Source organism: Roseomonas nitratireducens (genome assembly GCF_017813355.1).
GTDB lineage: Bacteria > Pseudomonadota > Alphaproteobacteria > Acetobacterales > Acetobacteraceae > Neoroseomonas > Neoroseomonas nitratireducens.
Map to the genome: position 1 here is coordinate 1 of NZ_JAGIYZ010000042.1, position 17491 is coordinate 17491.

The 17491-nt window shown below is 68.7% G+C and carries 17 protein-coding genes and 1 tRNA gene; 14 read left to right on the forward strand and 4 right to left on the reverse strand.

What is annotated here, in order from left to right:
• The 4 genes from J5Y09_RS23390 to nusG all read left to right on the forward strand — a co-directional run.
• On the forward strand, nt 1–286 hold a 286-nt coding region (locus tag J5Y09_RS23390), incomplete at its 5' end, for an EF-Tu C-terminal domain-related protein (protein WP_490380724.1).
• Between the two features lie 54 nt (nt 287–340).
• Nucleotides 341–417 (forward strand) — tRNA-Trp (locus tag J5Y09_RS23395).
• Between the two features lie 85 nt (nt 418–502).
• Nucleotides 503–697 (forward strand): preprotein translocase subunit SecE, encoded by a 195-nt coding sequence (gene secE, locus J5Y09_RS23400; protein ID WP_198375833.1) that lies wholly within the window; start codon nt 503–505, stop codon nt 695–697.
• Between the two features lie 14 nt (nt 698–711).
• Nucleotides 712–1248 carry a transcription termination/antitermination protein NusG gene (gene nusG, locus J5Y09_RS23405; RefSeq protein ID WP_198375832.1) on the forward strand — a complete coding sequence of 179 codons (537 nt, stop codon included), beginning with the start codon at nt 712–714 and terminating at the stop codon, nt 1246–1248.
• A 67-nt stretch (nt 1249–1315) separates the two neighbouring features.
• Here nusG and msrQ read toward each other — a convergent pair whose 3' ends face one another.
• The 4 genes from msrQ to J5Y09_RS23425 all read right to left on the reverse strand — a co-directional run bounded on the left by msrQ (nt 1316) and on the right by J5Y09_RS23425 (nt 4017).
• Nucleotides 1316–2143 carry a protein-methionine-sulfoxide reductase heme-binding subunit MsrQ gene (msrQ, locus tag J5Y09_RS23410; RefSeq protein WP_209354276.1) on the reverse strand — a complete coding sequence of 276 codons (828 nt, stop codon included), beginning with the start codon at nt 2141–2143 and terminating at the stop codon, nt 1316–1318.
• Between the two features lie 146 nt (nt 2144–2289).
• Entirely contained in the window at nt 2290–3285 is a 996-nt protein-coding gene (locus J5Y09_RS23415; RefSeq protein WP_209354277.1) for a catalase family peroxidase, read from the reverse strand.
• Between the two features lie 187 nt (nt 3286–3472).
• Nucleotides 3473–3745, reverse strand: coding sequence for a Txe/YoeB family addiction module toxin (locus J5Y09_RS23420; protein ID WP_209354278.1), 273 nt, complete (start codon nt 3743–3745; stop codon nt 3473–3475).
• Nucleotides 3742–4017 (reverse strand): type II toxin-antitoxin system Phd/YefM family antitoxin, encoded by a 276-nt coding sequence (locus J5Y09_RS23425; RefSeq protein WP_209354279.1) that lies wholly within the window; start codon nt 4015–4017, stop codon nt 3742–3744. Before J5Y09_RS23425 ends, J5Y09_RS23420 begins: the two co-directional genes overlap by 4 nt.
• Nucleotides 4018–4276: 259 nt before the next feature.
• On the opposite strand from J5Y09_RS23425, the gene J5Y09_RS23430 reads away from it, so the two are divergent.
• The 10 genes from J5Y09_RS23430 to J5Y09_RS23475 form a co-directional block, all read left to right on the forward strand.
• Nucleotides 4277–4849 carry a transposase gene (locus J5Y09_RS23430; RefSeq protein WP_209354280.1) on the forward strand — a complete coding sequence of 191 codons (573 nt, stop codon included), beginning with the start codon at nt 4277–4279 and terminating at the stop codon, nt 4847–4849.
• Nucleotides 4850–5088: 239 nt separating this feature from the next.
• On the forward strand, nt 5089–5523 hold the full coding sequence (rplK, locus tag J5Y09_RS23435) for a 50S ribosomal protein L11 (protein ID WP_209354281.1): 435 nt from the start codon (nt 5089–5091) through the stop codon (nt 5521–5523).
• 4 nt (nt 5524–5527) lie between these two features.
• Complete coding sequence (gene rplA, locus J5Y09_RS23440) at nt 5528–6232, forward strand: 50S ribosomal protein L1 (RefSeq protein WP_209354282.1); 705 nt, start codon at nt 5528–5530, stop codon at nt 6230–6232.
• A gap of 293 nt (nt 6233–6525) precedes the next feature.
• On the forward strand, nt 6526–7050 hold the full coding sequence (gene rplJ, locus J5Y09_RS23445) for a 50S ribosomal protein L10 (protein ID WP_332837582.1): 525 nt from the start codon (nt 6526–6528) through the stop codon (nt 7048–7050).
• 109 nt (nt 7051–7159) lie between these two features.
• Nucleotides 7160–7537: a 50S ribosomal protein L7/L12 gene (rplL, locus tag J5Y09_RS23450; protein WP_198375826.1), complete on the forward strand. Its 378-nt coding sequence runs from the start codon at nt 7160–7162 to the stop codon at nt 7535–7537.
• A gap of 181 nt (nt 7538–7718) precedes the next feature.
• A complete protein-coding gene (gene rpoB / locus J5Y09_RS23455) occupies nt 7719–11903 on the forward strand; it encodes a DNA-directed RNA polymerase subunit beta (RefSeq protein WP_209354283.1) in 4185 nt (1394 codons plus the stop codon).
• 79 nt (nt 11904–11982) lie between these two features.
• Nucleotides 11983–16155 (forward strand): DNA-directed RNA polymerase subunit beta', encoded by a 4173-nt coding sequence (rpoC, locus tag J5Y09_RS23460; protein WP_209354284.1) that lies wholly within the window; start codon nt 11983–11985, stop codon nt 16153–16155.
• A 327-nt stretch (nt 16156–16482) separates the two neighbouring features.
• Nucleotides 16483–16854, forward strand: coding sequence for a 30S ribosomal protein S12 (gene rpsL / locus J5Y09_RS23465; protein WP_137127375.1), 372 nt, complete (start codon nt 16483–16485; stop codon nt 16852–16854).
• Nucleotides 16855–16865: 11 nt separating this feature from the next.
• A complete protein-coding gene (gene rpsG / locus J5Y09_RS23470) occupies nt 16866–17342 on the forward strand; it encodes a 30S ribosomal protein S7 (protein WP_198375823.1) in 477 nt (158 codons plus the stop codon).
• Between the two features lie 26 nt (nt 17343–17368).
• A partial coding sequence (locus J5Y09_RS23475) for a GTP-binding protein (protein ID WP_245217389.1) occupies nt 17369–17491 on the forward strand: 123 nt, incomplete at its 3' end.

A 17491-nucleotide genomic window follows, 5' to 3' on the forward strand; every position in this document is an offset into this window, starting at 1 on the left:
GCCGCACACGAAGTTCAAGGCCGAGGCGTACGTGCTGACGAAGGAGGAAGGCGGCCGCCACACGCCGTTCTTCACGAACTATCGTCCGCAGTTCTACTTCCGCACGACGGACGTGACGGGCGTTGTCTCCCTGCCGGAAGGGGTGGAGATGGTGATGCCGGGCGACAACGTGTCGATGGACGTGGAACTGATCGCGCCGATCGCGATGGACGAAGGGCTGCGCTTCGCGATCCGCGAAGGCGGCCGCACCGTCGGCGCCGGCGTCGTCGCGAAGATCACGGCGTAACGCGCCGCGTTGCCTGCCCGCCGCCGTGGCGCTATGTGACGGCGGCGGGACGCAAGGGGCGTAGCTCAATTGGCTAGAGCGCCGGTCTCCAAAACCGGAGGTTGGGGGTTCGAGACCCTCCGCCCCTGCCACCGCCGCACCGGCTGACATAAGGTCTCGCACCGGGTGGTGGCCCAGCCAGGGCTGCCGCCCGCCGTCGTTCCAGAGGACACCGACTTGGCCAAGTTCGATCCGGCGCAGTACATCCGGGAAGTCCGGCAGGAGGTCAGCCGGGTTACCTGGCCGTCCCGCAAGGAAACGCTGGTCACGACCGGCCTCGTGCTGGCCATGTCGGCGCTCGCGGCCGTGTTCTTCCTCGTGGTGGACCAGCTGATCCAGCTGGCCATGCGCCTCGTGTTCGGCATCGGCTGAAGGAGAGCGGCACCGTGGCCGACAAGAAGTGGTACGTGGTTCACGTCTATTCGGGCTTCGAGAAGAAGATCGCCGAGCAGATCAAGCACCAGGCGGCCCAGAAGGGCCTCGCCGACAAGTTCGACGAGGTGCTGGTCCCGACCGAGCAGATCACCGAGGTCCGCCGCGGCCAGAAGGTCGACACCGACCGCAAGTTCTTCCCCGGCTACGTGCTGGTGAAGATGGAAATGACCGACGACGCCTGGCACCTGGTGAAGGACACGCCGAAGGTCACCGGCTTCCTCGGCGCGCGCAACAAGCCCCAGCCCGTGCCCGCGAGCGAGGCCGAGCGCCTGCTCAAGCAGGTGCAGGAAGGCGTGGAGAAGCCGCGCAAGCCCGCCGTGGTGTTCGAGGTGGGCGAGCAGGTCCGCGTCGCCGACGGCCCCTTCACGTCCTTCAACGGCGTGGTCGAGGAAGTCGACGAGGAGAAGGGCCGCGTGAAGGTCTCCGTCTCCATCTTCGGGCGCTCCACGCCGGTCGACCTCGAATACGGGCAGGTCGAGAAGCTCTGAGACCGAGGGGGCGCCGCCCCCTCGACCCAGGCCGGGGTGACAGGGTCACCCCGGACCCCGCCGGGACTCAGGCCGCCCGAGCGATGCGGCGCCCGCGCGGCACCGCCCGCAGCGCCGCCGCGCCAAGGCCGGCCACCAGCACCCACAGCGCCGGCCGCAGCCCGAACGCCACATCCAGGTTCGCCGCCAGCACGCGCCACGGGTCGATGCCCGTGGCCAGCCCATACCAGGCGAATTCCAGCGCCGCCGTCGCCGCCGCGGCACCCAGCGCCAACGCCACCATCGCGACGATCCCAGGCGCCGCGCCCGCCGGCGCCAGCACGCGATAGCCCACCAGCCAGGCGAACAGGCCCGACATCAGCATCGGCTCCGTCACATCCGCCTTGGACTGCAGCGTGAAATGCACCAGCGCGAGCACGGCCGCCGGAAACACCAGCCGGTGCAGCCGGCGCCACGCCGCGCCACCCAGCCGCTTCACCGCGCCATCCGTCGACGTCGCCGCCAGCACCGCCAGCGCCACCAGCGCGACGAAGCCGATCGTCAGGTAGACGCGGCTGACGATCTCGCTGCCCACCTTCAGCAGGTCGAAGCGGAGATCCCCGGCATAGAGCGCCAGATGCAGCGCCAGATAGGCGAAGCAGGCGACGCCCACCATGCGCCGCAGCTCGGCCACCCGCGCCTGCCGCAAGACCTGCCGCGCCGGCGTGACCAGCAGCGACAGCAGCAACAGCCGGATCGCCCAGGTGCCGGCATCATGCGTCGCCGCCTGCCAGGGCTTCGGGCCGAGCGCGCCAGTCCACGCCGCATGCGCGAGCAGCAGCGCGGGAACCGCCAGCGCGGCAAGGACGAAGGTCTTGAAGGGCGAAAAGGCGCCGCTGCGGTCACGCCAGGGCATGGGGCGGTCTCGGTCCGTGTCGCGGGCATATACGGTGGGATCGCGACTTCGGTTAGCCGGGCAGGCGAGGGGGCGCCGCCCCCTCGACCCCCGCCGAGGGCTGAAAGGCCCTCGGAACCCGTCACCTGGTGCGGGGGATACCCCGCCTACTGGCCGCCCGACCGGCGGGAGAAGGATTCCGCATAGGCCGGCGTGCGCATCTGCAGGATCGGGTCCTCCGACGGATCGATGCCGCGCGGCAGCGACACGGGGCTGAACATCAGCCCGGTGCAGGCATCGGCCGCGGCGACGCGGCGGATCGACAGCCGCGCCACCTCCACCCGCGGGCGGTCCTCCGGCCAGGCGAGGGTGGCATCGGTCAGCACGTCGCCCTCCTGCGCCGGGGTGAGGAAGACGCGCCATTCGGCCGGCCCGCGCGCCAGCCGCGCGGCCAACTCGGCCTCGAGGAAATTCGCGCCCAGCCGCTGGCGATCCTCCGGCGTCATGCTGCGGCGGCCCTCCGCCGGCTCGAAACTCCAGCGCGCGGGGCGCACCTGGCCCGCGGCATTGGTGAAGAGGAAGCTGTGCACGCCGAAATACGGCGCGCTCGCATAGCTGTCCGACGGCGGGTTGGCGCGGATCCAGGCGGCCTGGCGCGTCACCTCGGGATTGGCGGCGACGAAGGCCTGGATGCGCGCCTGGTCCGGCTGGCCCGTGGCCGGGTCCGGCCGGCGGGCAATCAGGTTGTCGCGGAACTGCTCCGGCGTCCGCACGCCGAAGACCGGCGCCGAGATCACCACGAAGTCCTGCGACTCATTGCCCGGCAGGTCGAGCCGCATGGCCAGGCCGCGGGCATTGTCGACATTGTCCGGCGCGCGCGGATTGCCGCCGGCCAGCGAGAAGCGCGCCAGCACCGGCGCGCGCACGCCGGGCGCCAGCGTCGCCGCCGTGGTCAGCGCGGCACCCGCGCCGGTCGAAACCCACTCGCCCTCGGCGCAGAAGCCCTTGGGATGGGCACGGCGCAGCCCGGCATTGCGACCGAACATCCCTTCCAGCGCATCCACCAGCTGCTCCGGCGTGGCGGGGTTGGACGGCGCCTGGGCGCGGGACGCGGCGGGCAACGCAAGCAGGCCCGTCAGGGCGATGGCGAGTGCGAGGCGCATGTCGGGGGGTGTCCGGGGTTGTGTGCGGGGGAGCGTAGCATCGGCCCTGGCGGGAGGTTGCATGGGCGTTTCGGGGCGATGCGCGCTGCTGGAGGGGCGCCGCCCCTCCAGGCCACCCCGCCGAGGGCCGAAAGGCCCTCGGAACCCGTCACTTGGAAGCGCCCCGTCGTCCTGGGGCCAGGCGCCGTCACCCGTAGTGGTATCGGCACATCAGGACGATGATCCGCTGGTCTTCCCCCGCCTTGCCCGCCACGCGGTACACGAGCCGATGCTCCCGCGTGATGCGGCGGGACCAGCAGCCGGTGAGCGGCCCCTTCAGTGGTTCGGGCTTGCCCAGGCCCGCGAAGGGCTGGCGCCGCGCATCCTCGATCAGCGCGTTGATGCGCGCGAGCGTCGCGCCGTCCTGGGCGAACCAGTCGAGATAATCGGCCCAGGCCTCGTCGGTGAACTCGACCCTCAATCAGGCGTCCCGGCGGGCGGGACCAGCAGGGCGCGCTCCGTCGTCCGGCCTTCCTCGGCCGCGGCGAGGGAGCGCATCAGCCGCGCCGCATTCGCCGGCGAGGCCATGAGATGCACCGTTTCCTGCCAGCCGCGGAACTCCTCCTCCGAGATCAGCACGACATTGCCCTTGCCCCCCTGGCGGGTGACGAGGATTGCGTCCCGCGTCTCGATCGCGGTGTCCATGTATCGGGCGAGGTTGTTGCGCAGGTCGGTGTAGGAGACGTGGCTCATCGGCTGGTGCCCGGAGAATGCGTACAGAAATCTGTACGAAATGGGGTGCTGCGTCAATGCTGTCCTGTGTCGTCTTCGGTCCATGTCGGCGTGGCCGTGCCGTTTGCCGGCCCTGAAGTCTCGGGTTCCGAGGGCCTTTCGGCCCTCGGCCGGGTGGTCTGGAGGGGCAGAGCCCCTCCACATCAATTCACTTGCAAAAAGGATTAAATTCCTTCATTCTTTAAGGTCCCGCCGCCACCCCAGCCGGACCGCGCCGCCCATGTCAGCCACCGCCATCCAGCCCCACCCCTTCCGTCCCCTGACCGATGAGGAATACGATCTCATCGCCCGCAACCTCCCGCCCGAGACCGGCGGGCGGGGGCGGCCGCCGCGGGATCGGCGGCGGACCTTGGATGCCATCTTCTGGGTCGCCTGTTCGCGCGGGCCGTGGAGGGACCTGCCGCGGGAATACGGGCGGCCGGACACGGCCTCGCGCGCGCTCAGGCGCTGGGCGGCCTCGGGGCATCTCGACCTGTTGCTGACGCATGTGGCGCATCGGACGCGCGCGGATGCGCTGTGGCAGGCGCTCGCCTGGCGGATCGCGCGGGCCTGGCGGCGGGTGTCGCGGGTGGTGAAGGTCTCGCAGCTGGTCCTGGCCAAGCGGCTGGGGGTGATGGAGGCCTTGCCCGCCCATCCGCGGTTCCTGCCCGACCCGGATTTGTCCAAGGCCATACAGTCCCAGGTGATCGAGGCCTTCAAGACGGCGTGGGAGCAGCCCCCGGGCGTCTTCGCGGGCTTCGGCCGGCTGCTTGGCATCGCCGGCGGCCGCCTGCGCTACTGGCGCCTGCGCTGATGCCGCCCCGGGTGATGGTTCCGGGGACCTTTCGGCCCTTGGCCGGGGTGGCTCGGAGGGGGCGGCGCCCCCTGCGTCGCGCGCGCACCCCCTGGACAAGTCCGCCCGCCCCCGCTACACGCCCGCCCTCGCCGACCGGCCGGGGGTGTTTCCCCGGCCTTCGGCGTTTCAGGGAACGCGGGAGGGCTTTCGGGCCCGTACGGACCGCGGGCCTCTGGCAACAGCAGAGGACTGCCACAGTGGCGAAGAAGATCGCAGGCTACATCAAGCTGCAGATCCCGGCTGGCAAGGCGAACCCGTCGCCGCCGGTCGGTCCCGCGCTCGGTCAGCGCGGCCTGAACATCATGCAGTTCGTGAAGGAGTTCAACGCGGCGACGCAGCAGATGGAACCGGGCACGCCGACGCCCGTGGTCATCACGGCGTATACGGACCGCACCTTCTCTTTCATCACCAAGACGCCGCCGAACACGTACTTCCTGCTCAAGGCCGCGAAGCTCGAGAAGGGCTCGACGACGCCGGGCAAGGGCGCGTCGGTCGGTCGCGTCACCAAGTCGCAGCTGGCGGAAATCGCCAAGACCAAGATGCAGCACATGAACGCGAATGATGTCGACGCGGCCGTGCGCATGCTGGCCGGGTCCGCCCGTTCCATGGGCCTCACCGTGGTGGAGGGCTGATCCGATGCCGCATCAGGGCAAGCGTCTGAAGGCCGTCTATGCCGGTTTCGACCGGGAGAAGGCCTATGGGCTCGAGGAAGCGGTGAAGATCGCGAAGTCGAACGCCAAGGCGAAGTTCGACGAGACGATCGAGATCGCGATGAATCTCGGCATCGACCCGCGGCATGCGGACCAGATGGTCCGTGGCGTGGTGGGCCTGCCGCACGGCACCGGCAAGACGGTGCGCGTGGGCGTCTTCGCCCGTGGCGCCAAGGCCGATGAGGCGAAGGCCGCCGGCGCCGACGTGGTGGGTGCGGACGACCTGGCCGCCATGGTCCAGGAAGGCAAGATCGAGTTCGACCGCTGCATCGCCACGCCGGACATGATGGCGCTGGTGGGCCGGCTGGGTAAGGTGCTCGGCCCGCGCGGCCTGATGCCGAACCCGAAGCTCGGCACGGTCACGATGGACGTGAAGGGTGCGGTCACCGCGGCCAAGGCCGGCCAGGTGGAATTCCGCGCCGAGAAGGCGGGCATCGTGCATGCCGGCATCGGCAAGGCGTCCTTCGGTGAGGACGCGCTGCTGGCCAATGCGCGCGCCTTCGTGGACGCGATCCAGCGCGCCAAGCCGACCGGGGCGAAGGGGACCTACCTGAAGAAGGTGGCGGTCTCCTCGACCATGGGGCCTGGCGTGAAGGTGGACGTGGCGAGCCTTTCGGGCGCCACGGCCTGATGGAATACGCCCAGCCCTTCCCGGGCTGGGCGGGCAGGACGGGGGCCGAGGCCCTTTGTCCGAAACCTGTCGGAGACCTCCTGCGGCCCTTCGGGGCCTTGATTCGGCGAAGCCGGGCAGGGGAGAGACGGGGTGCCGAACCGATGACATGGCCGGGCCTTCGAGGTCCGGCATGGCTTGGCTTGGTGTTCCGGCCTGACAGGCGAACTGGGGTGTCCGGCATGGTGCCGGCGCCCCCGTGTGGACCGGTCGGAGCCCCTCCACAAGGCGCCGGCCACCGACGGAGACGTGGAGTGGACCGTACGGAGAAGCGTGAGTTCGTCGCCTCCCTCGCGGCCGTCTTCGCAGAGACCTCCTTCGTGCTCGTGGCCCAGAACAAGGGTCTCACGGTCGCGGATGTGAGCGAACTGCGCCGGCGGATGCGCGCGGCGGGCGCGACGTACAAGGTCGCGAAGAACCGCCTGGCCACCCTCGCCCTCGAAGGCACCCGTTTCGACGGCGTCAAGCCGCTGCTGAAGGGTCCGACCGCGCTCGCGTGGTCGACGGATCCCGTGGCGGTGGCGAAGACCGCGGTCGAGTTCGCCAAGACGAACGACAAGTTCGTTGTCCTGGGCGGTGCGCTCGGAACCCAGACGCTGAGCGCCGATGGCGTGAAGGCCCTGGCCGAGCTGCCGTCCCTGGAGACGCTGCGTGCGCAGCTGCTGGGTCTCATCCAGACCCCGGCGACGCGCATCGCGGGCATCCTCCAGGCCCCTGGTGGGCAGGTGGCACGGGTCCTTTCGGCTTACGCCAAGAAGGACGAGGCCCAGGCGGCCTGAGGGCCGCAGGAACCGTCCCCCGCGGTCGTTCCGCCCATGGGTTGAAGGGCGCGGCCACGGGGGAGTTGCACAACCGATGTCAAGCCATTAGATCGAGGAGTATTCAGACATGGCCGATCTCGCGAAGCTTGTGGACGAGCTGTCGTCCCTGACCGTCCTGGAGGCCGCCGAGCTCTCCAAGATGCTCGAGGAGAAGTGGGGCGTTTCCGCCGCGGCGCCGGTCGCCGTTGCGGCGGCGCCGGCTGCTGCCGCCGCGGCGCCCGCCGCCGAGGCGCAGACCGAGTTCACCGTCATCCTGGCCAACAGCGGTGACAAGAAGATCAACGTGATCAAGGAGATCCGCACCATCACCGGCCTGGGCCTGAAGGAAGCCAAGGACCTGGTCGAGGGCGCCCCGAAGACCGTCAAGGAAGGCGTGTCCAAGGACGAAGCGGACAAGATCAAGAAGGTGCTGGAAGAGAACGGCGCCAAGGTCGAGATCAAGTGATCTCGTCCCCTGTCCCGCCCGGCGACGGGCGGGATGGGGGAAGCAGTTCGAGAGGGTGCGGGTGGGGTTTCCGGAACGGTCCGGGAATGCCGCCCGTTCCTGCGTTGCCGGACACGGCGATGCGAGGGTTCCCCGCCGGCCGGGGTGTGCGGGCCGGGGCAGATAGGGAAGCAGGACAGGCATGAACGCTATCACGAAGTCGTTCACGGGGCGCAAGCGGATCCGCAAGAGCTTCGGGCGTCTCCCCGAAGTGGCGCCGATGCCGAACCTCATCGACGTGCAGCGGGCTTCCTACGAAGCCTTCCTGCAGATGGAGGTGAGCCCCGACAGCCGGCTTCACGCCGGGCTGCAGGAGGTGTTCAAGTCCGTCTTCCCGATCGACGACTTCGCCGGCCGCGGCAGGCTCGAATTCGTGCAGTACGAGCTCGAGGAGCCGAAGTACGACGTCGAGGAATGCATCCAGCGCGGCCTGACCTTCGCCGCCCCGCTCAAGGTGCGCCTGCGCCTGATCGTGTGGGACGTGGACGAGGACACCGGCAGCCGGTCCGTCCGCGACATCAAGGAGCAGGATGTCTACATGGGCGACATGCCGCTCATGACGGACAACGGCACCTTCATCATCAACGGCACCGAGCGCGTCATCGTCTCCCAGATGCACCGTTCGCCGGGCGTCTTCTTCGACCATGACAAGGGCAAGACGCACAGCAGCGGCAAGTACCTGTTCGCCGCGCGCGTCATCCCCTATCGCGGCTCGTGGCTCGACTTCGAGTTCGACGCGAAGGACATCTGCTACGTACGCATCGACCGGAAGCGGAAGCTGCCGACCACGACGCTGCTGCTGGCACTCGACTCCTCGCTGACGGAACAGCGCCGCGCCGACCGCGCGGCCGAGGGGCGCGACCTCGAGCCGGGCGAGATCCGCGGCATGGATGCCGAGGAGATCCTCAACGCCTTCTACGGCCAGGTGGTGTTCAGCCGCAGCGCGAAGGGCTGGAGCCGCGCCTTCGACCCCGAGGCCTTCCGCGGCGTGAAGCTGGCGGAGCCGCTGGTCGACGCCAAGACCGGCCTGGTGGTCGCCGAGAAGGACGCGAAGCTGACGCCGCGCACGGCGCGCAAGATCGCCGAGGCCGGCACGACGGAAGTGCTGGTCGGACGCGCCGACCTGCTCGGCCGCTTCGTCGCCGAGGACATGGTCGACGCGACCACCGGCGAGATCTGGGCCGAGGCCGGCGACGAGCTGACCGAGCCTAAGCTCGCCGCGATCGAGGAGGCCGGTCTCGACCGGCTGCCCACGCTCGCGATCGACCAGTCGGTCGGCCCCTGGATGCGCAACACGCTCGCGGTGGACAAGAACACCAACCGCGACGAAGCGCTGATGGACATCTACCGGGTGATGCGCCCGGGCGAGCCGCCGACGCCCGAGACGGCCGAGGCGCTGTTCCGCGGCCTGTTCTTCGACGCCGAGCGCTACGACCTGTCCGCCGTCGGCCGGGTGAAGATGAACATGCGGCTCGGCTTCAGCGCCGAGGAAGTGCCGGACCATGTCCGCACGCTCCGCAAGCAGGACATCGTGGCGACGCTGCGCGTGCTGCTCGACCTGAAGGACGGTCGCGGCCAGATCGACGACATCGACAACCTCGGCAATCGCCGCGTGCGGTCGGTCGGCGAGCTGATGGAGAACCAGTACCGCGTCGGGCTGCTGCGCATGGAGCGCGCGATCAAGGAGCGCATGGGCTCGGTCGACATCGACACGGTCATGCCGCACGACCTGATCAACGCGAAGCCGGCCGCGGCCGCGGTGCGTGAATTCTTCGGCAGCAGCCAGCTGTCGCAGTTCATGGACCAGACCAACCCGCTGTCCGAGGTGACGCACAAGCGCCGCCTCTCGGCGCTTGGCCCGGGCGGCCTGACGCGCGAGCGCGCCGGCTTCGAGGTGCGCGACGTGCACCCGACGCATTACGGCCGCATCTGCCCGATCGAGACGCCGGAAGGGCCGAACATCGGCCTGATCAACTCGCTCGCCACCTTCGCAAAGGTGAACAAGTACGGCTTCATCGAGACGCCGTACCGCCTGGTGAAGGACGGCAGGATCGTGGGCGACCCGCGCTACCTCTCCGCGATGGAGGAGGAGCGGCTGGTCGTCGCGCAGGCCGACGCCAACGTCGATTCGGACGGCGCCTTCAAGGACGAGCTGGTCTCGGTGCGCCAGGGCGGCGACTTCCGCCTGGTGAAGCCCGAGGAAGTGACGGCGATCGACGTCTCGCCCAAGCAGCTCGTCTCCGTCGCCGCGGCGCTCATCCCGTTCCTCGAGAACGACGACGCCAACCGCGCGCTGATGGGATCGAACATGCAGCGTCAGGCGGTCCCCCTGATCCGCGCCGACGCGCCGCTGGTCGGCACGGGCATGGAAGCCGCGGTCGCGCGGGATTCGGGTGCCACCATCGTCGCGCGCCGCGACGGCGTGATCGACAGCATCGACGGCGCGCGCATCGTGGTGCGCGCCTCGGGCGATGACGGCACGACGCGGGGCGTCGACATCTACCGCCTGCGCAAGTTCATGCGTTCCAACCAGTCCACCTGCATCAACCAGCGCCCGCTGGTGAAGGTGGGGGACAAGGTGCAGGCCGGCGACATCATCGCCGACGGGCCTTCGACGGAACTCGGCGAACTGGCGCTCGGGCGCAACGTGCTCTGCGCCTTCATGCCCTGGAACGGCTACAACTTCGAGGACAGCATCCTGATCAGCGAGCGCATCGCGAAGGATGACGTCTTCACCTCGATCCACATCGAGGAATTCGAGGTGATGGCCCGCGACACCAAGCTGGGCCAGGAGGAGATCACCCGCGACATCCCGAATGTCGGCGAGGAAGCGCTGCGCAACCTGGATGAGGCGGGCATCGTCTACATCGGCGCCGAGGTGAACCCGGGCGACATCCTGGTCGGCAAGGTGACGCCGAAGGGCGAAAGCCCGATGACGCCGGAGGAGAAGCTGCTCCGCGCCATCTTCGGCGAGAAGGCGTCGGACGTCCGCGACACCTCGCTGAAGCTGCCGCCCGGCGTCGCGGGCACGATCGTCGACGTGCGCGTCTTCTCCCGCCGCGGCGTGGACAAGGACGAGCGCGCCATGGCGATCGAGCGCGCCGAGATCGAGCGGCTCGCCAAGGACCGCGACGACGAGAAGGCGATCCAGGAGCGGTCCTTCTACGGCCGCCTGCGCGAGCGCCTGCTCAACCGCAAGGCGTCCGGCGGCTTCAAGGGTGTCAAGGCCGGCACGGTCATCACCGACGAGGTGCTGGACCAGTTCGCCCGCGCCACCTGGCGGCAGATCGGCGTCGCCGACGACGCCGCCATGGCCGAGATCGAGGCGCTGAAGCGCGAGTTCGACGCCGCCGTCGAGCGCCTGCAGAAGCGCTTCGAGAGCAAGGTCGAGAAGCTGCAGCGCGGCGACGAGCTGCCGCCCGGCGTGATGAAGATGGTCAAGGTCTTCGTCGCGGTGAAGCGCAAGCTGCAGCCGGGCGACAAGATGGCCGGCCGCCACGGCAACAAGGGCGTGGTCTCCCGCGTCGTGCCGGCGGAGGACATGCCGTTCCTCGAGGACGGCACGGCGGTCGATCTCGTGCTGAACCCGCTCGGCGTGCCTTCGCGCATGAATGTGGGCCAGATCCTCGAGACGCATCTGGGCTGGGCCTGCGCGAGCCTCGGCAAGCAGGTGGGCGAGCTGGTGGAGGAATACCGCCACCGCGGCGCCCGTCGGTCGGAGCTCGAGTCGAAGCTCAAGGACGTCTACGGCGAGGAGATTTTCGCCCGCGACATCGCGCCGATGAGCGACGAGCAGCTGGTCGAGCTCGGCGAGAACCTGCGCAAGGGCATCCCGATCGCGACCCCGGTGTTCGACGGCGCCAAGCCGTCCGACATCGAGGAGATGCTGGACAAGGCCGGGCTCGACCGCTCCGGCCAGGTCTGGCTGCGCGACGGCCGCACGGGCGAGCAGTTCGAGCGGAAGGTGACGGTCGGCTACATCTACATGCTGAAGCTGCACCACCTGGTCGACGACAAGATCCATGCGCGCTCGATCGGGCCGTACAGCCTAGTCACCCAGCAGCCGCTGGGCGGCAAGGCGCAGTTCGGCGGCCAGCGCTTCGGCGAAATGGAGGTCTGGGCGCTGGAAGCCTACGGCGCCGCCTACACGCTGCAGGAGATGCTGACGGTGAAGTCGGACGACGTGTCGGGCCGCACCAAGGTCTACGAGGCAATCGTGCGCGACCAGGACAATTTCGAGGCCGGCATTCCGGAATCCTTCAACGTGCTCGTGAAGGAACTGAAGTCGCTCGGCCTCAACGTCGACCTGGAGAACCGCCCGTCCTGATGCGCGGGCGTTCCCACCTTTTCCACACGCTCAGCCGCCGTGGGGTGTCCACGGCGGCGGCCTCTCATACGAGGACCGCATGAACGAGCTGATGAAGATCCTGGGCCAGACCGGCCAGGCGATGACCTTCGACCAGATCAAGATCACGATCGCTTCGCCCGAGCAGATCCGGTCTTGGTCGTATGGCGAGATCAAGAAGCCCGAGACGATCAACTACCGCACCTTCAAGCCGGAGCGGGACGGGCTGTTCTGCGCGCGCATCTTTGGTCCAATCAAGGACTACGAGTGCCTGTGCGGCAAGTACAAGCGGATGAAGTTCCGCGGCATCATCTGCGAGAAGTGCGGCGTCGAGGTGACGCTGGCCAAGGTGCGGCGCGAGCGCATGGGCCATATCGAGCTCGCCAGCCCGGTCGCGCACATCTGGTTCCTGAAGTCACTGCCCTCGCGCGTCGGCCTGATGGTCGACATGTCGCTGAAGGAGCTGGAGAAGGTCCTGTACTTCGAGAACTACGTGGTGCTGGAGCCGGGCCTGACGGACCTGAAGCTGCACCAGCTCCTCACCGAGGACCAGTACCAGACCAAGATGGACGAGTTCGGCGAGGACGCCTTCTCGGTCGGCATCGGCGCTGAAGCGGTCAAGCAGATGCTCGGCGGCATCGACCTGCAGGCCGAGGGCGTGAAGCTGCGCTCCGAGCTGAAGGAGACGACGTCGGAGGCCAAGCGCAAGAAGCTCGTGAAGCGGCTGAAGCTGATCGAGAGCTTCGGCGAATCGGGCGCGCATCCGCAGTGGATGATCCTCGACGTGGTCCCCGTGATCCCGCCGGAGCTGCGTCCGCTCGTGCCGCTCGACGGCGGCCGCTTCGCGACGTCGGACCTGAACGACCTGTACCGCCGCGTCATCAACCGCAACAACCGCCTGAAGCGGCTGATCGAACTCCGCGCGCCGGACATCATCGTGCGCAACGAGAAGCGCATGCTGCAGGAGGCGGTCGATGCGCTGTTCGACAACGGCCGCCGCGGCCGCGCCATCACGGGTGCCAACAAGCGCCCGCTGAAGTCGCTGTCCGACATGCTGAAGGGCAAGCAGGGCCGGTTCCGTCAGAACCTGCTCGGCAAGCGCGTCGACTATTCGGGCCGCTCGGTCATCGTGGTGGGACCGGAGCTGAAGCTGCACCAGTGCGGGCTGCCCAAGAAGATGGCGCTCGAGCTGTTCAAGCCCTTCATCTACTCGAAGCTCGAGAAGTACGGCCACGCCACCACCATCAAGGCCGCGAAGCGGATGGTGGAGAAGGAGCGTCCCGAGGTGTGGGACATCCTCGAGGAGGTGATCCGCGAGCACCCGGTCATGCTGAACCGGGCGCCGACGCTGCACCGCCTGGGCATCCAGGCCTTTGAGCCGGTGCTGATCGAGGGCAAGGCGATCCAGCTGCATCCGCTGGTCTGCACCGCCTTCAACGCCGACTTCGACGGCGACCAGATGGCCGTGCACGTCCCGCTGTCGCTCGAAGCGCAGCTGGAAGCGCGCGTGCTGATGATGTCGACCAACAACATCCTCAGCCCCGCGAACGGCAAGCCGATCATCGTGCCCTCGCAGGACATCGTGCTCGGCCTGTATTACCTCAGCCTTGAGACGCCTGAGTTCCTGGCGACCGAGGAGAAGGACGCGCCGGCCTTCGCGACGATGGGCGAGATCGAGCAGGCGCTCGAGGCGGGCGCGATCACGCTGCACAGCAAGATCCGCGCGCGCCGCCGCACGATGAACGCGGCCGGCGAGGTGGTGACGGAACGCCCGGTGACGACGGCGGGGCGGATGATGATCGGCGCGCTGCTGCCGCTCGATCGCCAGCTGCCCTTCTCGCTGGTCAACCGGATGCTGACGAAGAAGAACGTCTCCGACGTGATCGACGCGGTGTATCGCCACTGCGGCCAGAAGGAGAGCGTGATCTTCGCCGACCGGCTGATGGGCCTGGGCTTCAAGCAGGCGGCCAAGGCCGGTATCTCCTTCGGCAAGGACGACATGGTGGTGCCCGACACCAAGGCCGCCCTGATCTCCAAGACGAAGGACGAGGTGAAGGAGTTCGAGCAGCAGTACCTCGACGGCCTCATCACCGCGGGCGAGCGCTACAACAAGGTGGTCGACGCCTGGTCGCGCTGCACGGACGAAGTCGCCGGCGCGATGATGAAGGAGATCATGAAGCAGGAGATCGGCAAGCCCGCCAACTCCGTGTGGATGATGTCCCATTCCGGCGCGCGCGGCTCGCCGGCGCAGATGCGCCAGCTGGCCGGCATGCGCGGCCTGATGGCCAAGCCCTCGGGCGAGATCATCGAGCAGCCGATCATCGCCAACTTCAAGGAGGGCCTGTCGGTCCTCGAGTACTTCAACTCAACCCACGGCGCCCGCAAGGGCCTCGCGGACACGGCGCTGAAGACGGCGAACTCGGGCTACCTGACGCGGCGTCTCGTCGACGTGGCGCAGGACTGCATCATCGTGCAGCAGGATTGCGGCACCGAGCGCGGCCTGACGGTGGGCGCGGTGATGGACGGGGCGGATGTCGTCTCCTCCCTGTCCGAGCGGATCCTGGGTCGTACTTCGCAGGAGGATGTGGCGGACCCGGCGACGGGCGAGCTCATCGTCGCGCGCAACAGCCTGATCGACGAGGTCGCGGCCGAGCGGATCGAGAAGTCGGGCGTGGAGGCGGTGAAGATCCGCTCCGTGCTGACCTGCGACGCGCGCCAGGGCGTCTGCGGCTTCTGCTACGGGCGTGACCTTGCCCGCGGCACGCCGGTGAACATCGGCGAGGCGGTGGGCGTCATCGCCGCCCAGTCGATCGGCGAGCCCGGCACGCAGCTGACGATGCGCACCTTCCACATCGGCGGCGCCGCGCAGCGCGGCGCGGAGCAGTCGGCGGTGGAAGCGGCGGGCGACGGCACCATCAAGGTGCTGAACCGCGTCGTCGTGGCGAACAGCCAGAACCACCCGATCGTCATGTCCCGCAACTGCGAGATCGTGCTGATCGACCTGCAGGGGCGGGAACGCTCCCGCCAGCGCGTGCCCTACGGCGCGCGCCTGCTGACCGAGGACGACGCGACCGTCACGCGCGGCCAGAAGCTGGCCGAGTGGGACCCCTTCACCCTGCCGATCATCACCGAGCGGAACGGCAAGGTGGAGTTCTCGGACCTGATCGAGAACGTCACGCTGGTCGACCGGCAGGACGAGGTGACCGGCCTGTCGTTCAAGGAGGTCGTGGAATACAAGGCGCCGGGCAAGGCGGCGGATTTGCGTCCGCGCCTGATCCTGCGCGACGAGAAGAACAACGTCGTCAAGCGCGAGAACGGGACGGAGGCGATCTACTTCCTCACCCCTGGCACGATTCTCTCGATCGACAACGGCGCGGCGGTGGCCGCGGGCGACGTGCTGGCGCGCCTGCCGCGCGAATCGTCCAAGACCCGCGACATCACGGGCGGCCTGCCGCGCGTGGCGGAGCTGTTCGAGGCGCGGCGCCCGAAGGACCACGCGATCATCAGCGAGATCGACGGCCGCGTTGAATTCGGCAAGGACTACAAGGCGAAGCGCCGCATCCTGGTGGTGCCGGAGCAGGTGGGCGACGAGCAGCCCGCGCCGCGCGAATACCTGGTGCCGAAGGGCAAGCACGTGTCCGTGCAGGAAGGCGACTACGTGAAGCGCGGCGACCCGCTCGTCGACGGGCCGCGCGTGCCGCACGACATCCTGCGCGTGCTGGGCGTGGAGAAGCTCGCCGACTACCTCGTCGAGCAGATCCAGGAGGTCTATCGGCTCCAGGGCGTGAAGATCAACGACAAGCACATCGAGGTCATCGTCCGGCAGATGCTGCAGAAGGTGGAGGTCACCGATCCGGGCGACACCACCTACCTGATCGGCGAGACGGTCGACCGCATCGAGTTCGAGATCGAGAACGAGAAGCGGGTGGCGGCCGGGGAACGGCCGGCGGTGGCCGAGCCGGTGCTCCAGGGCATCACCAAGGCGTCGCTGCAGACGACCTCCTTCATCTCCGCCGCCTCCTTCCAGGAGACGACGCGCGTGCTGACGGAGGCCGCTACGGCGGGCAAGGTCGACTACCTGGCCGGGCTCAAGGAGAACGTCATCGTCGGGCGCCTGATCCCCGCCGGGACGGGTTCCGTGATGAACCGGCTGCGTGCGCTTGCCGCGCAGCGCGACAAGGGCCGCCTGCCGGCCTCCGCGCCGGCGCTGCCGGAGCCGCGGGCGGCCGAATAGCCGGGCGCTGCGCCATGCGTTCGGGGCCGGTCTTCCTGCGAAGGCCGGCCCTTTCGCATCGCAGCATCCAAGGGCGCATGAATCGGACGTTCATGCGCTTGACTCATACGGGGGGCGGGCGTAGATAGCCGCCCCTCGGCAGGGCACCGGCAGCGGCGCCCCGCCAGGTTTTGGACCACAAAGCTGCGCCGCCGGCGCCGCCCTGATTTCCAGGGGCTGAGGCCGGCAGCGAGACGGGGGCCCGGTGGGCGTGCAAGCGCACGCGACCCGGGCCGACGTGTTTGCCAGGGCGTGGTGCTGTGGCGCGGACGGTTACGAAGGGGCGTCATGCCGACGATCAACCAGCTCATCGCCAAGGGGCGTGAGACCAAGCCGGCCCGGAACAAGGTCCCGGCGCTGAAGGGCAGCCCGCAGAAGCGCGGCGTCTGCACGCGCGTCTACACGACTACGCCGAAGAAGCCGAACTCGGCGCTCCGCAAGGTCGCGAAGGTGCGCCTGACGAACGGCTTCGAAGTGGTGAGCTACATCCCGGGCGAGGGCCACAACCTGCAGGAGCACTCGGTCGTGCTCATCCGCGGCGGCCGCGTGAAGGACCTTCCGGGCGTTCGCTACCACATCCTGCGCGGCGTGCTCGACACCCAGGGCATTGCCAAGCGTCGTCAGCGTCGTTCGCTGTACGGCGCGAAGCGTCCGAAGTGAGGGGCTGAGAGATGTCGCGTCGTCACCGCGCAGAGAAGCGCGAAGTCCTGCCCGATCCGAAGTTCGGCGACGTTGTGCTGAGCCGTTTCATGAACGTGCTCATGTACGACGGCAAGAAGAGCACGGCCGAGCGGATCGTCTACGCCGCCATGGACACGCTGAAGAAGCGCGGCGGGCCGAACAGCGATCCGCTGCGGCTCTTCCATGAGGCGATGGACAACGTGAAGCCGGCCGTCGAGGTCCGCAGCCGCCGCGTCGGCGGCGCGACCTACCAGGTGCCCGTGGAGGTCCGCCCCGAGCGGCGCCAGGCCCTGGCGATTCGCTGGCTTATCGAAAGCGCGCGCAAGCGCGGCGAGCACACGATGGAAGAGCGCCTGTCCGGCGAGCTGATGGACGCGGCGAACAACCGCGGCTCGGCCGTCAAGAAGCGCGAAGACACGCACCGGATGGCAGAGGCCAACAAGGCCTTCAGCCACTACCGCTGGTAACGCAAACCCGATCGGGAACGACGACAATGGCGAAGGCGAAATTCGAGCGGACGAAGCCGCACTGCAACATTGGCACGATCGGGCACGTGGACCATGGCAAGACGTCGCTGACGGCGGCGATCACCAAGGTGCTTGCGAAGGCCGGCGGT